This window comes from Moorena sp. (assembly GCF_982860115.1).
Genome location: NZ_CEYLVT010000095.1, coordinates 1 through 19961, shown reverse-complemented (window position 1 = coordinate 19961; position 19961 = coordinate 1). Strand labels below are relative to the sequence as shown.

Sequence of the window (19961 nt, the reverse complement as noted above, 5' to 3'; positions counted from 1 at the left end):
GTAAAGTAAGTTTTCAGAAACCCTACATTAAACTTCCTATTTGATTCAGTTCTTCTCTATTGGAAATTACCATCAAAGCCAGTGCCACTTAAGTCTGTATTTTTTACCATAGCAACTCTGCTAGGAGTGGGGAGTTTGCCAGGGTTGGGAGCTGATACTAACCCCAGGTTTTGGGAAATTCCAGCACAATCTCTGACTGCTCCAGAGACTATACCCTTAATGAAGTCCTCTGGTCAAAGGATTGCCTTAGAGAATACCACAGTTCGTGATCGCCTTGATAGCAGCAGCCAGACTCTGGAAGACAACAGGTACTACAATTCCCATACCTTTGAGGGGAAAGCAGGGCAGCAGATTACGATTGAACTAACCAGCAACGAATTTGACCCTGAACTGATTTTAATTGACCCAGAAGGTAACCGAATTGCTAAGGATAACAACGGTGGTGAGGGAAAAAATGCCCGGATTACCGTTACTCTACCGACCACGGGGACTTATGTGATTTGGGCTAACTCCTACAATAAGCAAGAAACTGGTAGCTATACCCTGAGTTGGAGAGCAGCCACCCCCTCAGACTTACTTAAGGCTAAAGCTGACCAACTGTTACAGCAGGGAATCGAACAAGATAAGACCAGTCAATATCAAGCTGCGCTCAAGTCCTGGCAAGAAGCCCTAGGCATTTATCGGGAACTGGAAGACCGTGAGGGGGAAGCGGGCTCCCTCAATAATCTCGGGAATGTTTACCGTAAGCTAGGGCAATACCGAAAAGCGATTGAGTTTCATCAGCAGTCTTTATCCATTAAGCGGGAACTGGAAGACCGTCAGGGGGAAGCTATCTCCCTGAGCAATCTCGGGAATGTTTACGATAGCCTAGAGCAATACCGCCAAGCCATTGAGTTTCATCAGCAGTCTTTAGTCATTGAGAGGGAACTGGAAAACCGTCAGGGGGAAGCTATCTCCCTCAAAGATTTGGGGTTTGCTTACCGTCGCCTAGGGGAATACCGCAAAGCGATTGAGTTTCTTCAGCAATCTTTAGCCATTGACAGAGAACTGGAAAACCGTCAGGGGCAAGCCAAGTCCCTCAACAATCTCGGGAATGCTTACGATAGCCTAGGGCAATACCGCCAAGCCATTGAGTTTCATCAGCAGTCTTTAGCCATTGACAGAGAACTGGAAAACCGTCAGGGGCAAGCCAAGTCCCTCAACAATCTCGGGAATGCTTACGATAGCCTAGGGCAATACCGCCAAGCCATTGAGTTTCATCAGCAGTCTTTAGCCATAGACACGGAACTGGAAAACCGTCAGGGGATAGCCAAATCCCTCAACAATCTCGGGAATGCTTACGATAGCCTAGGGCAATACCGCCAAGCCATTGAGTTTCATCAGCAGTCTTTAGCCATAGACACGGAACTGGAAAACCGTCAGGGGATAGCCAAATCCCTCAACAATCTCGGGAATGCTTACGATAGCCTAGGGCAATACCGCCAAGCCATTGAGTTTCATCAGCAGTCTTTAGCCATAGACACGGAACTGGAAGACCGTCAGGGGGAAGCCAAATCCCTCAACAATCTCGGGATTGCTTACGGTCGCCTAGGGCAATACCGCCAAGCCATTGAGTTTTTTCAGCAGTCTTTATCCATTAAGCGGGAACTGGAAGACCGTCAGGGGATAGCCAAATCCCTCAACAATCTCGGGAATGCTTACGGTGGCCTAGGGCAATACCGCCAAGCCATTGAGTTTCATCAGCAGTCTTTAGCCATAGACACGGAACTGGAAAACCGTCAGGGGATAGCCAAATCCCTCAACAATCTCGGGAATGCTTACGATAGCCTAGGGCAATACCGCCAAGCCATTGAGTTTCATCAGCAGTCTTTATCCATTAAGCGGGAACTGGAAGACCGTCAGGGGGAAGCGGCCTCCCTAGGCAATCTCGGGAATACTTACTATCGCCTAGGGCAATACCGAAAAGCCATTGAGTTTTACAAGCAAGCCATTGATGTTACTGAATCTATCCAAGGTGACATCAAAGTAGAAGAGTTGATAACCTCTTATGCCAGTCAGGAGGTAGATACCTACGAAAATCTCATCAACCTACTTTGGAACCAAAAAGACTTTGAAGCAGCCTTCAACTATGTCGAACGGGCAAGAGCCAAAGCCTTCCTCGACCAACTGGCTAATGAGAAGATAGACTTTCGTGCTGGGGCTGACTCCAAACTCCTGGAACGGGAACAAGACCTGAAATCTGAAATCAATGCCCTAACCCAGCAATTAATTACCCTCCGCAACGGTCCCAAAAACCAGTGGGATAACGAAACGATTGCTGAAACCGAAAACAACCGAACTGCTCTGCGGAAAGACTACCAGGACTGGCTGGTTCAATTAAAAGTCCAAAGCCCTGAAACCGCTAGCTTAAAAACTGTAGAGGTTGCCTCCCTCCCTGAAATCCAAGGCTTGCTGGATGCCGATACTACCCTAGTCGAGTACTTTGTCACAAATGAACGCACCCTCGCCTTCATTATCACCCGCAACAGCTTCCAAGCTGTCCCTATCAATGTCACTCGCCAACAACTCACCGAAGAACTGACATTGTTCCAAGACTTTCCTGACTTAGATGAACCCCATCCCCTAGAACTGAAAAACCTGCACGACTGGCTAATTGTACCCCTCCAGCCCCATCTCAACACCACCAGCATCACCATTGTTCCCCACAGTATCCTGCACTATCTCCCCTTCGCTGCCCTCACTGATGGCCAGCAGTACCTCAGTGACAACTACGCCCTATTGTCCCTGCCCAGTGCTAGCATCCTGCGCTATTTACCCGACAAGGGCAAATCAACCACAGGCAGTCTTCTCGCCCTGGGAGATCCCACTATTCCGGGACTCTCCCCCTTAACTCATGCTCAAAACGAAGTAGAGACTATTGCCAACCTCTTCAAGACCAAAGCTCTGGTGGGGAAAGCCGCTACCGAAAGCGCTTTCCGGTCTAGGGCTAAACAATCGGGAATTATACACCTAGCGGTTCATGGGGAGTACAACCAGATTAACCCCCTATTCAGCGCCATCCGTCTACTAAAAGATAACCAGCACGACGGTTCTTTAGAAGTTCATGAAGTCTACGGGTTGGATTTAACCAATACCAATTTAGTTGTGCTCAGCGCCTGCCAGACCAAAATCGGTGAATTGAGCCGGGGTGATGAAGTGGTAGGACTAAACCGTGCTTTCTTGTATGCCGGAACCCCCACTATCATTGCAAGTCTCTGGAATGTGGATGATAGGGCGACAGGACTGTTAATGAAGCAATTTTACAGCCATTGGCAAGGGGGAATGAACAAAGCGGAGGCATTACAGCAAGCCCAGAAAGATTTACGGGAAACATATCCCCATCCTTATTTTTGGGCAGCATTTTCGTTGACAGGAGATGCTGGGAATAGGGAGTAGGGAGTAGGGAGTAGGGAGTAGGGAAGAAAGAAAAGGGAACAGGGAACAGGGAACAGGGAACAGGGAACAGGTAGTAGGTAAAAGTCATAATATTTGATGCTTTCAGTGAATAAATAAAAGGAAACAGGTAGTAGGCAAAAGTCATAATATTTGATTATTTTAGTACTGAAATTGATTGTTAATGCTTCCGAAAAAACAGCGATAGCACCTGGATATTGTTTATTGATTCAAGTTATGATATCCGAGCAATTTTGATTTAGATAAGATCTAAAAAAGACCTGATCTAATCAGGTCTTATCAAAATCATGTCCCCACAAAAAATATTTGTGAACACTGACAGTTCAATTTCAGCAGTTATCCAACCAAACCGCTAAATCTGTTGCTGTCTCAAAATTCAACAACGCTTCACTCAATTCCTCCAATCGAGTAATCGATAATCCTTCAATCTGCTGTTGGAGCCCAGGGTCAAGTAAACCTAACCTCAGGGTTAGCTGACGCATCACAATTAATAGGGCTTCCTCCTGCTTGCCGCGCTGGCGTCCCTTTTGGATAATATCTTGATAGGTAACGGATTCTTCCATAACTTCCTCTGACAAGGTGAACACTAATAGTTCAATGTCAGCCGTGCTCCAACCAAACCGCTAAATCCGTTACTGTCTCAAAATCCAACAAGGCTTCACTCAATTCCTCCAATCGAGTAATCGATAATCCTTCAATCTTCTGTTGGAGCACAGGGTCAAGTAAACCTAACCTCAGGGTTAGCTGACGCATCACAATTAATAGAACTCCCTCCTGCTTGCCGCGCTGGAGCCCCTGCTGGAGTCCCTGCTGGAGTCCCTGCTGGAGTCCCTTTTGGACTCCCTTTTGGATAATATCTTGATAGGTAACTGATTCTTCCATAACTTCCTCCCTCAACAATCGACAGACTAAATTTTTGTCAAACCGTAAACCAGCCAGCACATCCACACAGGCCGCTAGGTTTCCCCGTAATGGTTTTTCTTCAATTCTATCCACTTGGGCAACGACTTGCTCTAACAATCCTAGGGGCTGATTACTCCTGGCTAAAGTTGCCAAGGGTAACAAAGCGCGATTAGCCAATAGTGGTAATGGGTCTTGCTCCCACAGGCGAATTATTCTATAACGGTGCCAGGTATTAATATCCCTAAACTCGTTATTGAATACCATCTGTGAGGTTGTAGACTTTAGAAAAATTACCACCTGTTCAATGGGACATCGGTATTTGCGGTGTAGTCTGACCCAGTAGTCCAACATCCGAAATGGTAGTGGTGGGTCAGATTGGGGCAAGGTTTGAAATTCTAGGTGCAGAATTTGGTTAGTACTTTGCAGTAAACTCAGAGCATCAGCTTGAATGGGTTCACTACTCAATTCGGCTTTAAGTACCTGAATATCTCTAGGTTCTTCACCCAATAGCCAGTGAAAAAACTCCGATGGGTATTCTTCTGCTAGGTATTTACAGATATTATCGTAAGCCAAGGCAAATTGTTCAAAGTTAATACTATTTCAGATACTGTAGTGAATCTGAACCAGAAAATTGATCGCACCTGGATCTTGTTTATGGAGTCAAGTTATGATAACGGAGCAGTTCTGATTTCGATCAGATACAGAAGGAATAATAGTAAATCCAGTTAATAACTTCTAAGGGGAAAATTTCAAAAATGCTGAAATCCCTTATTTAAACTCAGCAATTGATCAGCATAAGTGCCAGTTTGATCTTTCAACCAAACCTGATTACCACTAGTAATCTTGCCAATTACTGCTGCTCCCTCCCCCAGTTGTGCCACCAATTCTTCAGCAGCTTCAGTGGGCAAACATAGCACTAATTCAAAATCTTCACCACCATACAACGCCCAATCCAAAGCTTGCTCTGGGGACACCAATTTACTCAAGCTTTGAGGTAGGGTAATTCGGTTGGAATCAATCTCAGCACCAACACCACTGGCACGACAAATTTGTACAATAGCATCTGCTAAACCATCGCTACTATCCATACCCGCAATGGATAGTTGTAAGTTAGAACTTTCAAGCTTCAACCTGTTAACCTGTAACTCCAGTAAAGCTATAACATCAAGTCTAGGTTGAGGACGCTGGTGAGCTTTAATCAGAGATAGCCGTTCCTCTGGACTTAAGTGTTTGCCGAAATCTGGCTTGAGGAGTAATTCTAGTCCAGCCCGGGAAGCACCATGAACACCTGTTACCACAATGGCATCTCCCACCTTCGCCCCTGTGCGCCGGATAGCTCGGTCGGGGTAGACTTGACCAAAGGCAGTGATAGCAATAGCAATAACTGGCGAGCGACAGATATCTCCCCCGACTATCGGTGTATTGTACTGGTTCAAACACTGAGTCATGCCTTGGTAAAGTCTCTCAACCCAGCTAACCGCTACATCCCCTGTCAGACTTAAGCCTACCGTAATGCCTAGGGGAGATGCTCCCATAGCAGCTAAATCAGACAAATTAGCAGCAGCAGCACGCCAACCAGCATCTTCTGGACTAGTAGTGCATTGGCTTACCCCACCGTAGCGATCGCTAAAATGCACCCCATTCACCAAAACATCTGTAGTAATCACCAAGGATTGACCAGACTCTGGAGGGGGAATTACCGCTCCATCATCCCCGACAATCCCTGGTGGACAGAAAGGCTGTAACCGTTCTAGAAGACCTTGTTCTCCGATATCTTTTAGTAATTCAATGGTCACGAGAAAACGATCTATCTATTGATTGATACTTCCCACTGGAATCAACTTAGTTATCAGTAATTAGTCCAGCTAATCCCTGGCTTCGCCGCAGGGGTTAAGGAGCTGACCGTTCAACCGATAGGATAGCTATGCCTGGGGCTCAACTAAATTTTCAGCCCCATCAATAACTCTCATCGACTCAATTACATCCCCTCGTTTGAGCTGTCTGAGTAACTCTTTGTTTTCTACCACATAGCCAAAGACAGAATAGCGCCCATCCATGAAGTTGATACCAGCTGGGGTAAGTTCTGGTTGAAACAAGAAGAAGAAAAACTGAGAAGAGCCACCATTGGGGTCTTCTGCAGGACGTGCCATAGCTAGGGTACCATAAGCAGAGAAAGGCAGCACAGGTTGCTCACGATAACGACCAATTTCTTCCAGGGTAAACTCATAAACCGGTTCCGAGTCCCCTTTCAGCATGATTTCTATGGGAATCCCTCGATATTCACCAGTTTCCGGGTCAATAAAGCCTGTCGCTTTTCCTGGAGGGTCTCCTGCTTGCAGGATATAGTTATCTTCAGCACGGTTGAAGGTTAGACCATCATAGAAACCCCGCTGTACCAAATCCACAAAGTTACCGGCTGTGACTGGAGCATTGTAGCCATCTACCACCATTCTCAAGGAACCTTCCTTTGTGGTCATTTCCACGGTAGCGCGACCCTTAAGTTGAGGTAAGTTACTATACTCTGGGGGTACCTCAAAGGGAAACTCCTCTACCATCAATTGTTCCAGTTCCCCAACTTTATCCAAGAGTATCCCGCGCTCAATCAAGACGCTTTCCTTGTCTTTAGCCTCCACAGCTTCTCGAATCTTAGCAATTTCGGCTTGGAGCTCGGCAATTAGGGCTTCGCCTTGGGGTTTTCTGGCATCTGGAATGTCCGCTAGCAATTTCTGATCACTACTAGTTAAAACCACAGCAGCTTTAGTAATATCACTGGTGATGGGACTCCAGCGTTTTGCCCGCATTTGTTGAGAAATATCCTCCAAACTGGCTTGTATTTTCCGCACTGGCTGATTATCTATCGGTAAGCCGTAGCGCAACAGAGCTTTACCATCAGTAATGGCATTACCCCCTGGTAATCGACTTTCACGAGGAGGTTCTTGATTACCAAAGTTAAACTTAAAGTTCCACCAAGCTCCACTCAGACCTAAGGAAAGGGACATTAACAGCAGCCCCAAGAGGGTAGTCTTGGTCAAGCGTTTCCACCAATCTGGCAAAGAAATCTTTAAACGTTTCATAAAAAATAATTACCCCAAGCATTACACCAGTGGTGTCAAGGCTGATCCACAACGTATCAAAACTTCATCTCATATCTTCCCATGTCAAGGTAGTTTATGATACTGTTGACCCATTCGCTTCGGTTAGTTTAGGGTTGGCAAGTTCCTTGCCGCAGCGCTTTGGCACAAATCTTTACGTTAACCTCCAAAGTGCAACTTTCAACCTTCAACCTCTCAAGGGTAAAATAAGATGCCGATTGTTCTGCCCGAGTTAGCAGGTTAATGATTTCTAGTAACGACTTTCGCACTGGTGTCAGCATTGAGTTAGATGGATCCGTATGGCGGGTGGTGGAATTTCTCCACGTCAAGCCTGGAAAAGGTTCCGCCTTTGTTCGTACCAAACTAAAAAATGTCCAGACAGGGAATGTTGTCGAGAAAACCTTCCGGGCTGGGGAAACAGTACCCCAGGCAAACCTGGAAAAACGTCCTATGCAGCATACCTACAAAGAGGGCGATGACTTTGTCTTCATGGATATGGAAACCTTTGAGGAATCTCGCCTGAGTGAATCACAGATTGGCGATCGCTCCAAGTATCTCAATGAAGAAATGGAGGTGAACATCCTCTTCTGGAACGACCAGATTCTAGAAGTAGAACTGCCCAATTCTGTAGTGTTGGAAGTAGTCGATACCGATCCTGGTGTTAAAGGTGATACCGCTACTGGTGGTACCAAACCAGCCATTGTTTCAACGGGAGCTCAGGTGATGGTTCCTCTATTTATTTCCATAGGAGAGCGGATTAAAATCGATACCCGTAATGATTCTTATCTTGGTCGCGAGTAAATTGTTTTGATGCCTTTATTTGATGCTCTTAATATATCATGGCAATCAAGATAATGGACTCAGCTGACTACTAAGGCAAAATAATGCCAAAAAATCTTCATCCTTAGCCTTTAGGCCCAAGACCCTAACCTCTTTTTAAAAATTGTGGCATTAGACATCAATCAACTTCGTGATCTCCTAGCTGCTATTGCTCAAACCGATATTACAGAACTGACCCTCAAGAGTGATGATTTTGAACTCACAGTGCGTAAAGGGGTCAGTATCACCCCTACTATTGATTCCGGTGGAGCTAGCACTCCTTATCAAGGCGCTACAGGCTCCGTAGAGGTAGCCCCAACACCAGCCCCAACACCAGCCCCAACAGTACCTCCACCAGGGGTAGATCAAAAGTGGGAGGAAATTAAGTCACCCATGGTCGGGACATTTTACCGTGCTCCTGGTCCTGATGAAGACCCCTTTGTGGAGGTAGGGGAACGCATTAGTGCTGGTCAAACTGTTTGTATTATTGAAGCTATGAAGCTGATGAATGAAATTGAAGCAGAAGTGACTGGACAAGTCATGGAAATTTTGGTGAAAAATGGAGAACCAATAGAATATGGTCAAGCACTAATGCGGATTAAACCTGACTAAGGATTACTCTTTAGATAGGTTTGACAGATGTCAAGCTAATAATAGCTGCTAGAAGCGAAAATAGGTTTGCTGGGCATGCGAATTAGAGGTCTGCCAACGTATATTTATTTGCCGCAGCGTCGGTTGAAAAATTTTCATCCAACGCTAGTGAGCAACTGCTCAAAGCAGTCTAACCTGGGAAACCTCTAGAGTGGGAAGTTTTGATTGACATCTTGGCGAGTCAGTGGTTGATCAAGGATTAAGCCTTCTCCACCTAAAACCTCTAGTTGTTTCCCATCTACCTCAATCCATACCTGAGTATTGGGGTCGAGACTGGTTGCTGTATAAACAACTTGCGCCAGACGACCGCTCATGGAGCTACTGCCGCCACCAACGGTAAATTCCTGGGACAAGTCTACATGAACACCATCACTTTTGAGAGAAACACCCCGTAGTTTTGTACCTTGGGGAATAGTGGTCGTAAATTTGCCATTGGTCGGGCCAGCCAATAAACTGTTGAATGCGCTCTCTAAGATCTCACCTTTGTTAAGGCTCTTATTATTTAAGGGAATTGAACTGGGACTTAAAACAATTTTATTATCAACATCATTGAGCCAATAGACCTGAATTTTTTCCTTAGTTGAGGGTTTGTCAGTTGTGGGTTGTATAGTCTGAGATGACTTGGGTGTAGATGACTCGGGTGTAGTTGTCACAGGCACTTCTGGAGAAGATTGCTGTGAACGCCATGCCCACCAGCTACCTCCACCTGCTGCTGCTAAGACTAGGATGGAAATACTGGCAATCACACCGAGAGGAATACCACGATCGTCTTGTTGGTCATGCATAATAACTGATTAATCAAAAGGTTGATTTACTGTAATTTGATTGGCTGTGATCAGATCTGATTAGTGCTACGAAACCCAATTGATTTTTTGATACTTCATGCTTGATATTTCATCCTTCATCTTTCATATTTTATACTTAACACGGTTTACTCCTTGATCCGCACAAATGCTGCTAATTCTAATTCACTAGGATTTAACTGGAATTGTAAGATTCGGGCTGTAATGCCTTCATCTTCAATATTGCTGAGATTTAAGCGCTGGCTAAGACTACCAACAAATAATTTGATTACCTGAGGAGGCAGTGGGTTCCCATCAACCGACAACGTTGGTTCAATTAGCTGTATGCTTTTCCCGCTCAGGATGGCCACACCGGAGTTTAAGATAATCTCTAGGGGTTGATTATCTCCTTGCTGTAATGTCACTTGTAAATAAATACGGTTGTTATCTAGGAAGTTTACTTGTGAATTCAGTAGTTTATAACGCCTACTGCCACGACTGATCACAGCATTGATCAAATCGTTTAATTGTTCTCTAACTTCCGGCGACTCTAGAGCTTGGTTGATATCTGACTCGGTTAAAACTAGACGCACTCCAGCTTGTAGCGGTTGCCTCAGAGATTTCGCTAGTGAGTCTTTACCACTGTTACGGACCTTCTCTATATCAAGGTCAATCGGATCAGTTTCTAATTCCAAGAGACCAATCCGGATATCTGGCGTCAGCCATAACCCCTTACCAGCAATTAAAACCTGGTCTACTTTGCCTGGCAAAATTTGATAATTGGGAGTGTTGTTAACTCGGACTTGCAATTGCTCGACCTGGGAAAACTGGGAGCGGATATTGCTTTCGATCACCTTGTCGAGGATGAAACCCACCCCAGAAACGACAGTGATTAAGCCTGATAGGAATATGGTCAAAAATTCCATGAAAAAAAAAAGGCAGAACGTTAAAAGTGAGGTGAGGCAAGGAGGGGAGTTAAGGGAGATAGGGTAGGTGTAAATAGTAGAGCAAAATACAAGTTAACTGTTAAGACTTGGGAACAATAAACTTGCCTATCAGGCAATAGAAGAGGATTCAATGCCTTCACACATCTTACACAGGTCTTAACACAGTTAACTTGATCAGGACTTACGCACCAAGACCCTTAAACCCTGGTTTCTGGTAATACATCAAAGGTTTAAATCGGTGTAATTACCGTCAATAACCAGCTGGCTGGGGTAAGTCCTGTTTATTTCTATCGATGTCCTTACAATAAAATTCCCTCTTAATCTTATCCCAAAACCCAGTTGAACAACCCTGTGCTAAGAGCAGGGGATGAACACTGGTTTTCCTTCTCACAATTCAAATTTCAATGGAAACACCATAACGTCAGGCATAAATTGTGATAGCAAACAACCCCACACCAAGCTTTTAAGATGGTGTGGAGCTTTGAGAAGATTTTGTTAACTCTAGTGATCGGTCAACGGTCAACGGTCAACCTTTAACCAACAGCCGAGTTTTTATATGAATCCTGCGGCAGCATTAAGGCTTTGAAGCACCTTACCGTTAGTGTGGTGAGTTTTACCATTGCCATTACGAGGCTGGATTACTCCATATCCGCCATGATTGCGTTCATAGATTACATTAATTTCCCCGGTTTTAATGTTCCGGAACATATAAAAATCGTGGTCTACTAGCTCTAGTTGTTCCAAAGCTTCCTCTACAGTCATTGGCGGCATGGCAAAATACTTCATGCGCACCACTTCTTCCGGTAGCTCAGGAGTGCGATCGCTAATCAGATCAACTTCCACCGATTCTTCTTCTAGTATTACCTCTGTCTTGGCCTGATTACGGGTTTTCTGGGATTGCAGCTTCTCCTTATATTTGCGCAGTTGACGATGAATCTTATCAGCCACCAGATCAATGCTGGCATACAAGTTTTCAGTCCCCTCTTGGGCACGAATCACTGTCTTATTGGCATAAATGGTTACTTCAGCTGTCTGTTTAGGGTTTATCCGAGGATTACGAGCCACCGATAGATTTATATCTACCTGATTAGTAATGTTTTGAAAATGATTGACCGCCTTTTCTATTTTTTGATGTACATAGTCACGAATTGCATCGGTGATATCGATGTTTTTACCTTGGATAACAAGCTTCATACTGACTACTCCATCTCGTAACGTTTGCACTTGACAATAGCAGTGGAGGTTGGGGAGATCTGCTATTGGTTCATACTCTTACCCTATCACTTTGTATTCTAGAGAACATCAACTCTTGATTTCTCTTTAAATTCCTTTGCATTCGTTGACATTGATAAAATAGGGCATAAAGTATGAGATAATTAAGGATTGTGCGTAAATGTTTAATTAGTCATCAAGGCTTAGTCCCTTACACAGTGGCTTGGGAGCAACAGCGATCGCTAGTTAGTCAACGGCTCCAAGATTCCAGTTTGGATGATATTCTCCTGTTGCTGGAGCATCCACCAGTTTACACCCTAGGAAAAGGGTCGAGTATTGACTTTCTCAAATTCGATCCCAATCAGGTTAACTCGGAGCTGCATCGGATAGAGCGTGGTGGTGAAGTGACCTACCACTGTCCTGGACAGCTGGTAGGCTACCCGATTCTCAATCTCCAGTATTATCGCCAAGATTTACACTGGTACCTCAGACAGCTGGAGGAAGTTTTGATCCAAGTATTGGCTGTCTATGGACTAAAGGGTGAGCGGGTGGCTGGGATGACTGGTGTCTGGCTAGAAGGATGTAAAGTTGCTGCCATTGGCATTAAGGTGAAGCGCTGGATTACCATGCATGGCTTTGCTTTGAATGTCTGTCCTGACCTTGCAGGTTTTAATCATATCGTTCCCTGCGGCATTGCGGATAAACCGGTGGGTAGTCTAGCTCAGTTTATTGCGGATCTTAGTGTGAAACAGGTAAGGTTAGATCTCTGTGGTAAATTTGCTGAGGTTTTTGGTGTGCAACTGATTGACCAAGGGGATTTTGCTGATACCAAATAGCTAAAGTCCTGCCCATGCTGGTTTTAGGGTAACGGTATTGCCTCTTTCCACCGTATATTTGTTAATTTTTATTAAAAAAATCACCAGCTGTGAAGACAGCTGGTATGATCCACGTAATTAATTAGAGATACGTCGTCGTTTTCCATGAGGAAAATCCAGGCTGCGCGTTCCCAAACCGACAGCCTAAAAATTTCTGCTTTAAATTTATCGTAACAGAGAATACGTTCTTTTTTGTAATTAAAGTTTACATTTTTTGGTTGAGGCAGATTTGATCAGGTAATTACGACCTTGATCAGGACGCCCCCAGAGGATTTGCTCGTGCTTATAAATCGCCATGCCTGGTTTAGCGCCTTTGGGCTTGTAGACATATTTGGGTTTAGTGTAAACAACTGGTACCTGTTCACTCTGACACCCCCGGCTGTTGTAAGCGGCTAGATCAGCAGCAAATTGCAAATCTGCTGGATCAGCTACTGTTCCTGGCTCTAATCTCAGTAGTACATGACTCCCAGCAATCTCTTGGGTATGAAACCAGAGGTCATAATCCCCAGCTGTGCGAAATGTCAGCTGGTCATTTTGCCGATTGTTGCGACCAATCAATAATTCAAAGCCACTGGGAGTCTGATATCGATAGGGCTGTGAAACATCCGATAGATTACGACTCCTTTGAGCAGAAGCTTCTAAATATCCTTGCCCAATTAGCTCTTCCCGGATTTCCTGTAGGGTTTGTAAGTCGTCTAGAGTGTTATAGGTGTTTAGCTGAGTCAATGATGCCTCGACTTGCTCTAAATACTGTATTTCCTCTTGTACTTCTTTTAGTAATGGCTCAACCGCATCCCGAGTTCGTTTCAGTTTTTGGTGTCGCTTGTAGAGAGCTTGGGCATTTTGGACAGCATTTTTCTCAGGATTTAAGGGAATCTTGACTGGCTGGTTGGTTTCAAAGTCCGGTAGGGTGATGGATTTCATCCCTGGTTGCCAATCCTGGAGATATGCCATTAATAAGTCAGCTTTTTCTCGGGATTGATCAGCTTGGTCAGATTGCTGTAAACGTTCGTTAAAGCTAGAAGCTTTTTGCCGTAGTTTTCGTAGGTTATTATTTAGCTTCTGAGTGAGTTGGTTATGCAATCGGGCAAACTCGTGTTGATTGAACTGATTGGTGTAGTAGGAATTGAGTAAGGTTTGGATATTTTTAGCTGGTTTAACTATCCCCCAATCCATTACCGTATATCCTTGGTTTGTCCAGCCTGGGTGAAAAAGGTTAGCAGGTTTAAGGTTGGCAGGTTTAAGGTTGGCAGGTTGAAGGTTGGTTGGTTGTTCGCGTAGCGTGGCCTTTTGGCCAAGGTTAGATGGTTGAAGGTTAGATGGTTGTGGGTTGTCTGTAGAGAAGTGGCTAGCGTTTAGTAAGGTTTGTAACCATTGTTGCCAGCGTTGAAATAGGTTGTGCCAGTCGGATTCTTCTAGGGTTTCGGTGGATTGCTTTGGGTCTAAACCAGCTGCTTGTACCATTGAGCGAGCGAGGGTGGGACTCAATCCTCGATAACTTTTGAGTAACTGATTTGCTACTGCTCCTGGTATCAAACTGACTCGTTCTTGCCAGCTCTGGTACGGTTCAGTCAAACTGGGGCTAGTGCCAGTCAGGGCTGGTGGGAGTTCGTAGGGTTGACCGGTTTGAATAGTACGGACGCTGGATTGCTGGTTACTGACTTGATGAGCAGTAGTGACAATCAGATTGTCAGCATCAGTTAGGATTAGGTTGCTGTATTTGCCGATAATTTCTACATACAAATGCCAAGTCGGGGGTTCTCCAGGGCGTTTGGCAAATTGCAGGTCTAAGACTCTCTCCCAAGGGGCAATGGTTTCGATGGCAATTAGGGCGAAGCCACCTAACTGGTGCCGCAGTTGGTCACTAAAGGTGAAGGTGTCGGGAACCCTTGGTGGTGGATCTCCTATGCAAATCCGGGCAGCTTGGGGGTGCCAACAAATGGTGAGCCAACCTCGACCATTTAGGGTGCGTAGGGCGATAGCAATGGTGTAGCGATCGCGTTGATAGACTTGTTCGGTACGTCCTGGTACCCAGGTAGCACGCAACTCAGAACAAGCAGCGGTCAGGGTGGTATAGTCAACAGGTTGCATGGGCCAGGTGCCAGATCTGAGCTTGGTAGGATTCGGGTTTGAGAATGCGATCGCGTAGCGGCTCGTACCGAGCATCGCCTAGCGCCTCAATGGGCGCGCATCGAATTTTGGCTTTAGCTATGGGATGAAGCTTCGCTTCCGCTAAAAGCGATTGACCGTAGGCCACGCTACGCGAACGCACTCTAGCCCAGTTCCCATTTTGGGCATTTACAATACTATTCTATAAGTCAGCCTTAGGGCTACGATCTTATAGGCTTTTTATTTCGGTTGTGAACATACTCTCAAAGGCAAGATGCAAGAGGCATGCTAGCAATAGGTGAAAGATATCCTCAGTTTGGTTTTCCAATAAAATCAAATATTCCAATTGTATATAGTCCCCTAATTACATCAATTAATAAACTTTTTTGACTCTGTTTCAGCAATTAAGCAATCGCTATTAGATTGTTTATAGTACTTAGTAATGGTTAATGGCAAATCCAATTTTATATTTGCCTGTAAAATTCATTAACAATGCACCCTAATTTTGTACTAATTAAGTAATATAGAAATTACAATTTTTACCCAAAAAAATATCCGAAAATAGTATTTTTGTGCTATAATAAAAGTGACCTTAATTAATAAGGTCAAAAACCAGCCCCCTGAACCTCAAAAACCACGGGGCTGGCTATTACCCCTAGTAACATAGGAGATAATTTTATTATGACCTATCGCGACCGTCTTAGTCCGTGGGTAATTGTGCGGTTATTACCCAACATGCAACGAGTAGTTGTTGCTCGCTTCCGTAAACGTTCAGATGCAGAGGGTCACCTGCGCCGTCTCCGACAGCTGATGCCTGATGTCGAATTTGTGATTATTTTTGATACTGGGGAGGAATTAGATAAAAAATAAATAAATAACTGGTTGTTTGTGGACGGTTGACAGTGGTTTGTGGGTAAGCATTCAGCCGTCAGCCGTCAACCGTAAACTGAGCCATAAAAACGTTATAAAAGTTGACACTTGATCGCTTTTTTCTCTGATGAAAAAAAACTATAGTTATTAGGTCGGTCAAATCTCCAATTGTCTACACACTAAAGAATAAACTCATGAAACATTTCTTCGCATCTACAACCTTAGTCACAGGATTGGCATTACTGCCATCCTTCGCTAGTACACCAGCCAGTGCCTATACCCTGTTTCAAGCAACATTGGACAGTGCTCAGGAAGTCGCTCCTGGAGGGGTTACCCAATCCCCAGCAACTGGCTCTGCTAGCTTAAAACTCAATGATGCTGCTACGGAACTTAGTTACAGTATTAACGTTGTTGGTGTTGACTTTAGCGAGCTAGCAGATGTACCAAGTCCTGCCAATGCTCTAGATGTGGCTACCATGCTCCATTTTCACCAAGCTCCCCGTGGGGAAAATGGTCCGGTAGTCTTTGGTATTTTTGCTCCGGATCAGGATAATGATGACCGCACGGTTACCTTTAACTCAGATGGCTCAACCACTATCTCAGGAATTTGGGATCTTGATGATCCTGCCAGTACTTCCTTGAGTGAGATTGCTCCTGGATTGCTGGCTACTGCTCCTGGTGCAGATACTGATCTCTATTTGAATCTTCACTCAGAAAATGACCCAGGAGGGATAATTAGAGGACAAATCATTGCTACCCCTGTCTCCGAACCTTTCTCAGTATTAGGTTTACTAGCGGTGGGAGTCATTGGTGCAGGTTCAGCAATCAAGAGAAAGCTAGTAAGCTAGTAGTCTGTCAATTTAGTTTTTAGGGTTAGGTATTAGGGGTTAGGTTAATGGTTAATGGTGGTTGGTTAATGGTTAATGGTATTAGAAATAATGTTAGGTTAATAATGTTAGGTTATAGTATTTAAACCCTAATCCCTAATCCCTAATCAGGAAAAGTAAAAGTCTAGTTACCCCGTCAATTTAATCGATGGTTAAAATCATCAGCCGCAAATCCTTAGGTACTAAACCTGTCTATGATATTGGTGTCCAGGGCGACCATAACTTTATTTTGGCAAACGGTATGGTTGCTTCCAATTGCTTCAACAAATCCCACTCCACCGCCTATGGCTATGTAACCTATCAAACTGCCTATCTCAAGGCGAATTACCCAGTTGAATATATGGCAGCGTTGCTGACAGCGAGTAGTAACAGCACGGACAAGATACAGAAATATATTGCTACTTGCTCAACCATGGGGATTGAGATTTTGCCACCGAATATCAATCGTTCTGATTTTGATTTTACCCCAATCTCTAATAGTATATTGTTCGGGTTTTCAGCAATCCGGAATTTGGGAGACGGAGCAATTAATTGTATTATAAAGGCTCGGGAAACTGGTGGTGAGTTTAAGGCTTTGGCAGATTTATGCGATCGCGTCGATTTGCGCACCCTTAACCGCCGTGGTTTGGAAGCATTGATTTACTGTGGTGCCTTTGATAGCATTCAGCCCAACCGCCAGCAACTAATCAAAGACCTGGAGCCATTGATTAGTTGGGCCCAAGACCGTGCCAAAGACCGAGAAAGTGGTCAGCTGAACATTTTTGATCTCTTTGGCAACACTAATTCTGAGCAAGATCAAAATCAGAACAATAATGCTTGGGAATCTGCTCCCACCGCCCCAGCAGTTTCTGATTTTTCACGCCAAGAAAAATTAAATTGGGAAAAAGAATTGCTTGGTTTTTATGTGTCTGACCATCCTTTAAAATCAGCCCGTCCAGTAGCTCAAGTTCTTTCTCCTGTCAGTTTGGCCGAGTTAGGAGACCAAAAGAAGGGGACAACTTTGAGTGCTATTGTGATGCTCACTGAAGTCAAGCCTCACCTTACCAAAAAAAATAATGAACGCATGGCCTTTGTGCAGATGGAAGATCTGACCGGTCAAGCTGAAGGAGTTGTATTCCCGAAAACTTACGAAAAAATTAGTTCATTACTGCAAGCCGATTCCCGTTTAATTATTTGGGCGAAGGTGGATGAGCGAGATGAAAAAATTCAGCTGATTATTGAGGATGCTGAGCTAATTGAAAGTTTACGAACAGTAGTAGTAGAACTTAACCCTCAGGAAGTTACGACAAGCCACCTTAACCAATTAAAATCGATTCTGCAAAAACATTCCGGTAAAAAACATCAGGCAAAAGTACCCGTACTGGCAACTATTCCTGCACCCCACCAGTATCAATTTGTCCGTTTTGACTCTAAATACTGGGTGCAAGATGACCAAGTAACCGTTAATGCTCTCAAAGCTAACGGATTTGATGCCCGTACTGCTCCAGTTATTAGGAGTTGAGTAAGGAGTTGAGTCTTTGCTCTTCTCTTCTCAGCAATCTACTAAAACTATAGCATTTACAAATAGTTCATTAACAATCTGGCGTTGGTTAATAATAGAATGATTTTAAGAGTGAGGTGGAATAGGCATCTTTCCTGTTCGGCGATCTTGTGGGGCGGGCAGGATGCCCACTCTACTCCTATTCATTCAAAGACTGACGCAACGCCAACAATCTTGCTGATTTCTAATAACATCAAAAACTATTCGGAGCTCTTTTTTACTATTCCCTATTCCCTATTCCCTATTCCCTATTCCCTATTCCCTACTCCCTACTCCCTACTCCCTACTCCCTACTCCCTACTCCCTTCTTTCTCAACCTGAACCAGGATTTTGCTGAGGATTAGAAGAGCGAATAAACTCAGATTGAATCTCCTCCAATTCCAGATCAAGTTGAGTTTTAGTTTTCGGTAAACTACTAGATCCAGAAACTTGATTTCCAAGGGTTTGATGGGTTGATTTAGGGGTCGGATTCCCCATAATTTCAGACTTCAATTCTTCTAATTCTTGAGCAATCCTTTTATTCAATCCCCCGACTGCAGGCTTTGATGGTACAGTAGGTTTGATAGGTGTAACTGGTTTTTGTTGCCTTAGAGGTGTAACTGGTTTTTGTTGCCTTAGAGGTGTTGCCGGAGGTGTCTGAAGATGCAAATCTTTACTTACCTCAGCCGCTGATTGATAACGTCGGTTAATAGCCCCCGCTATCATCTTGTCGATGATGCGACCAAGCTGATCACTAATAGGATGACTCAAAAAGTTGCGCCAAATCCAGACACCCTCCCTGACATCAAATAAATCACAGGGGTGCTTATCGGTCAACAAATGAATACAAGTGATACCAAGACTATAGATGTCACTGGCAAAAACTGCTCTACCAATACTTTGCTCTGGTGATACATAACCAAATGAGCCAATCGCTGTTCCAGTTTTGCCTAGACTAGTGCCAGTAGCAGCTTTCGATGCTCCAAAATCAACCAGAACCAGTTGACCACGGACCTGGGTTGCTCCCCCCACAACAGAAGACTTTAAACCCCTGCGGCGAATAATATTTTCTGGCTTGATGTCCCGGTGGATGACATGATGTTGATGAACAAATTGCAGCAATGGCAGCAAATCATCTAGTAGTGCCCGAATTTGTGCTTCATTAAAGCCACCCCGACTTGCCAATTCTTGGACTAAGTTTTGTCCATCGATAAACTCTTGCACCAAATACTGTTGGCTATCTTGACAAAAATACGCCAGCAGTTCTGGAATTTGAGGATGTTTGCCCAACTCATCCAGCCGTACCGCTTCCAGGGTGAATAACTCAGCTGCCTTTTGAACCGTGTTAGTTCCCTGGGCTTGGGGAAAAAACTGCTTGATCACGCAGGGAGGTTTAGACGGTTTATCTTCATCCACAGCCAAGAAGGTTTTACCAAATCCACCCTGACCTATAGGTTTAATCCCTCGGTATCGCTCTTTGAGCAGCAACTTCGAGCCACAGGCAATGCAAAATTTAGTTCCTTCTCGATTTTTGGGATTGGGGCAAGTGGGATTGAGACAGTAGCTCATTATCGTGGTCAGCAGTCGGGTTTTTATCTATAATTATATATTCCCCTATATACGAATAGATAAACAATGATGTGATCAGGAGTAATGGTGACAGTAGGGGATTTTTTGATCTTATCTAGCTGATCTCCCTATCCCCTCATTATCTAATTACCTGATTACTTCCAACCCTGATAGCAATTCTCAAGGAATTGTGAGAATTTTTGAGGCCATATTCCCTACGGTGCGCTTTCCGTAGGCGAATTAAATTCGCCACGGGTCGCACCGCTCCCTACT

At 44.4% G+C, this 19961-nt stretch carries 17 protein-coding genes; 8 read left to right on the top strand and 9 right to left on the bottom strand.

The features are described from left to right. Positions 1-81 precede the first annotated feature (81 nt). On the top strand, positions 82-3435 hold the full coding sequence (locus AC4II3_RS17255) for a tetratricopeptide repeat protein (protein ID WP_490722847.1): 3354 nt from the start codon (positions 82-84) through the stop codon (positions 3433-3435). Positions 3436-3782: 347 nt separating this feature from the next. Here the strand turns inward: AC4II3_RS17255 and AC4II3_RS17250 are convergent, their stop codons facing one another. The 4 genes from AC4II3_RS17250 to AC4II3_RS17235 form a co-directional block, all read right to left on the bottom strand. After that, positions 3783-4016 carry a DUF4351 domain-containing protein gene (locus AC4II3_RS17250; RefSeq protein WP_488029419.1) on the bottom strand — a complete coding sequence of 78 codons (234 nt, stop codon included), beginning with the start codon at positions 4014-4016 and terminating at the stop codon, positions 3783-3785. 37 nt (positions 4017-4053) lie between these two features. Continuing rightward, the gene (locus AC4II3_RS17245) at positions 4054-4929 is read right to left on the bottom strand and encodes an Rpn family recombination-promoting nuclease/putative transposase (RefSeq protein WP_490722846.1); all 876 of its coding nucleotides are present in this window, start codon (positions 4927-4929) and stop codon (positions 4054-4056) included. Positions 4930-5105: 176 nt separating this feature from the next. Then, entirely contained in the window at positions 5106-6152 is a 1047-nt protein-coding gene (thiL, locus tag AC4II3_RS17240) for a thiamine-phosphate kinase (protein ID WP_488012698.1), read from the bottom strand. 126 nt (positions 6153-6278) lie between these two features. Beyond that, positions 6279-7430, bottom strand: coding sequence for a peptidylprolyl isomerase (locus tag AC4II3_RS17235; protein ID WP_488012700.1), 1152 nt, complete (start codon positions 7428-7430; stop codon positions 6279-6281). 261 nt (positions 7431-7691) lie between these two features. Here AC4II3_RS17235 and efp point away from each other — a divergent pair, with 261 nt between their 5' ends. Both efp and accB read left to right on the top strand, forming a co-directional pair. Next, positions 7692-8249 carry an elongation factor P gene (gene efp / locus AC4II3_RS17230; RefSeq protein ID WP_488012702.1) on the top strand — a complete coding sequence of 186 codons (558 nt, stop codon included), beginning with the start codon at positions 7692-7694 and terminating at the stop codon, positions 8247-8249. Positions 8250-8393: 144 nt separating this feature from the next. Beyond that, positions 8394-8879 carry an acetyl-CoA carboxylase biotin carboxyl carrier protein gene (gene accB / locus AC4II3_RS17225; RefSeq protein ID WP_488012704.1) on the top strand — a complete coding sequence of 162 codons (486 nt, stop codon included), beginning with the start codon at positions 8394-8396 and terminating at the stop codon, positions 8877-8879. A 185-nt stretch (positions 8880-9064) separates the two neighbouring features. Here the strand turns inward: accB and AC4II3_RS17220 are convergent, their stop codons facing one another. The 3 genes from AC4II3_RS17220 to hpf all read right to left on the bottom strand — a co-directional run bounded on the left by AC4II3_RS17220 (position 9065) and on the right by hpf (position 11841). Then, the gene (locus AC4II3_RS17220; RefSeq protein WP_488012705.1) at positions 9065-9703 is read right to left on the bottom strand and encodes a GerMN domain-containing protein; all 639 of its coding nucleotides are present in this window, start codon (positions 9701-9703) and stop codon (positions 9065-9067) included. A 146-nt stretch (positions 9704-9849) separates the two neighbouring features. Beyond that, positions 9850-10626 carry an LmeA family phospholipid-binding protein gene (locus AC4II3_RS17215; RefSeq protein ID WP_488012707.1) on the bottom strand — a complete coding sequence of 259 codons (777 nt, stop codon included), beginning with the start codon at positions 10624-10626 and terminating at the stop codon, positions 9850-9852. A gap of 573 nt (positions 10627-11199) precedes the next feature. Continuing rightward, positions 11200-11841 carry a ribosome hibernation-promoting factor, HPF/YfiA family gene (gene hpf, locus AC4II3_RS17210; protein ID WP_488012709.1) on the bottom strand — a complete coding sequence of 214 codons (642 nt, stop codon included), beginning with the start codon at positions 11839-11841 and terminating at the stop codon, positions 11200-11202. A 191-nt stretch (positions 11842-12032) separates the two neighbouring features. Between hpf and lipB the strand changes: the two genes are divergently transcribed. Further along, complete coding sequence (gene lipB / locus AC4II3_RS17205; RefSeq protein WP_488012711.1) at positions 12033-12695, top strand: lipoyl(octanoyl) transferase LipB; 663 nt, start codon at positions 12033-12035, stop codon at positions 12693-12695. A gap of 237 nt (positions 12696-12932) precedes the next feature. Here lipB and AC4II3_RS17200 read toward each other — a convergent pair whose 3' ends face one another. Next, a complete protein-coding gene (locus AC4II3_RS17200; RefSeq protein ID WP_488012718.1) occupies positions 12933-14825 on the bottom strand; it encodes an Rqc2 family fibronectin-binding protein in 1893 nt (630 codons plus the stop codon). A 699-nt stretch (positions 14826-15524) separates the two neighbouring features. Here AC4II3_RS17200 and AC4II3_RS17195 point away from each other — a divergent pair. From AC4II3_RS17195 to AC4II3_RS17180, 4 genes are all read left to right on the top strand, one after another. Then, entirely contained in the window at positions 15525-15713 is a 189-nt protein-coding gene (locus AC4II3_RS17195) for a hypothetical protein (RefSeq protein WP_488012713.1), read from the top strand. Positions 15714-15907: 194 nt separating this feature from the next. Beyond that, a complete protein-coding gene (locus AC4II3_RS17190; RefSeq protein ID WP_488012714.1) occupies positions 15908-16561 on the top strand; it encodes a CHRD domain-containing protein in 654 nt (217 codons plus the stop codon). A gap of 187 nt (positions 16562-16748) precedes the next feature. Beyond that, positions 16749-18101 carry a helix-hairpin-helix domain-containing protein gene (locus AC4II3_RS17185; RefSeq protein ID WP_488012716.1) on the top strand — a complete coding sequence of 451 codons (1353 nt, stop codon included), beginning with the start codon at positions 16749-16751 and terminating at the stop codon, positions 18099-18101. A gap of 213 nt (positions 18102-18314) precedes the next feature. Next, entirely contained in the window at positions 18315-18461 is a 147-nt protein-coding gene (locus AC4II3_RS17180; RefSeq protein WP_488029422.1) for a hypothetical protein, read from the top strand. Here AC4II3_RS17180 and AC4II3_RS17175 read toward each other — a convergent pair. Beyond that, positions 18453-19688, bottom strand: coding sequence for a protein kinase domain-containing protein (locus tag AC4II3_RS17175; RefSeq protein ID WP_488011039.1), 1236 nt, complete (start codon positions 19686-19688; stop codon positions 18453-18455). The genes AC4II3_RS17180 and AC4II3_RS17175 overlap by 9 nt on opposite strands. Positions 19689-19961: the final 273 nt, after the last annotated feature.

Excerpts from the sequence above, each read along its gene's own strand:
- AC4II3_RS17175 (WP_488011039.1), bottom strand. The coding sequence starts at position 19,688 with ATGAGCTACTGTCTCAATCCCACTTGCCCCAATCCCAAAAATCGAGAA.
- AC4II3_RS17220 (WP_488012705.1), bottom strand. The coding sequence starts at position 9,703 with ATGCATGACCAACAAGACGATCGTGGTATTCCTCTCGGTGTGATTGCC.
- AC4II3_RS17215 (WP_488012707.1), bottom strand. The coding sequence starts at position 10,626 with ATGGAATTTTTGACCATATTCCTATCAGGCTTAATCACTGTCGTTTCT.
- hpf (WP_488012709.1), bottom strand. The coding sequence starts at position 11,841 with ATGAAGCTTGTTATCCAAGGTAAAAACATCGATATCACCGATGCAATT.
- AC4II3_RS17200 (WP_488012718.1), bottom strand. The coding sequence starts at position 14,825 with ATGCAACCTGTTGACTATACCACCCTGACCGCTGCTTGTTCTGAGTTG.
- AC4II3_RS17195 (WP_488012713.1), top strand. The coding sequence starts at position 15,525 with ATGACCTATCGCGACCGTCTTAGTCCGTGGGTAATTGTGCGGTTATTA.
- AC4II3_RS17235 (WP_488012700.1), bottom strand. The coding sequence starts at position 7,430 with ATGAAACGTTTAAAGATTTCTTTGCCAGATTGGTGGAAACGCTTGACC.
- AC4II3_RS17190 (WP_488012714.1), top strand. The coding sequence starts at position 15,908 with ATGAAACATTTCTTCGCATCTACAACCTTAGTCACAGGATTGGCATTA.
- AC4II3_RS17185 (WP_488012716.1), top strand. The coding sequence starts at position 16,749 with ATGGTTAAAATCATCAGCCGCAAATCCTTAGGTACTAAACCTGTCTAT.
- efp (WP_488012702.1), top strand. The coding sequence starts at position 7,692 with ATGATTTCTAGTAACGACTTTCGCACTGGTGTCAGCATTGAGTTAGAT.
- AC4II3_RS17250 (WP_488029419.1), bottom strand. The coding sequence starts at position 4,016 with ATGGAAGAATCCGTTACCTATCAAGATATTATCCAAAAGGGACGCCAG.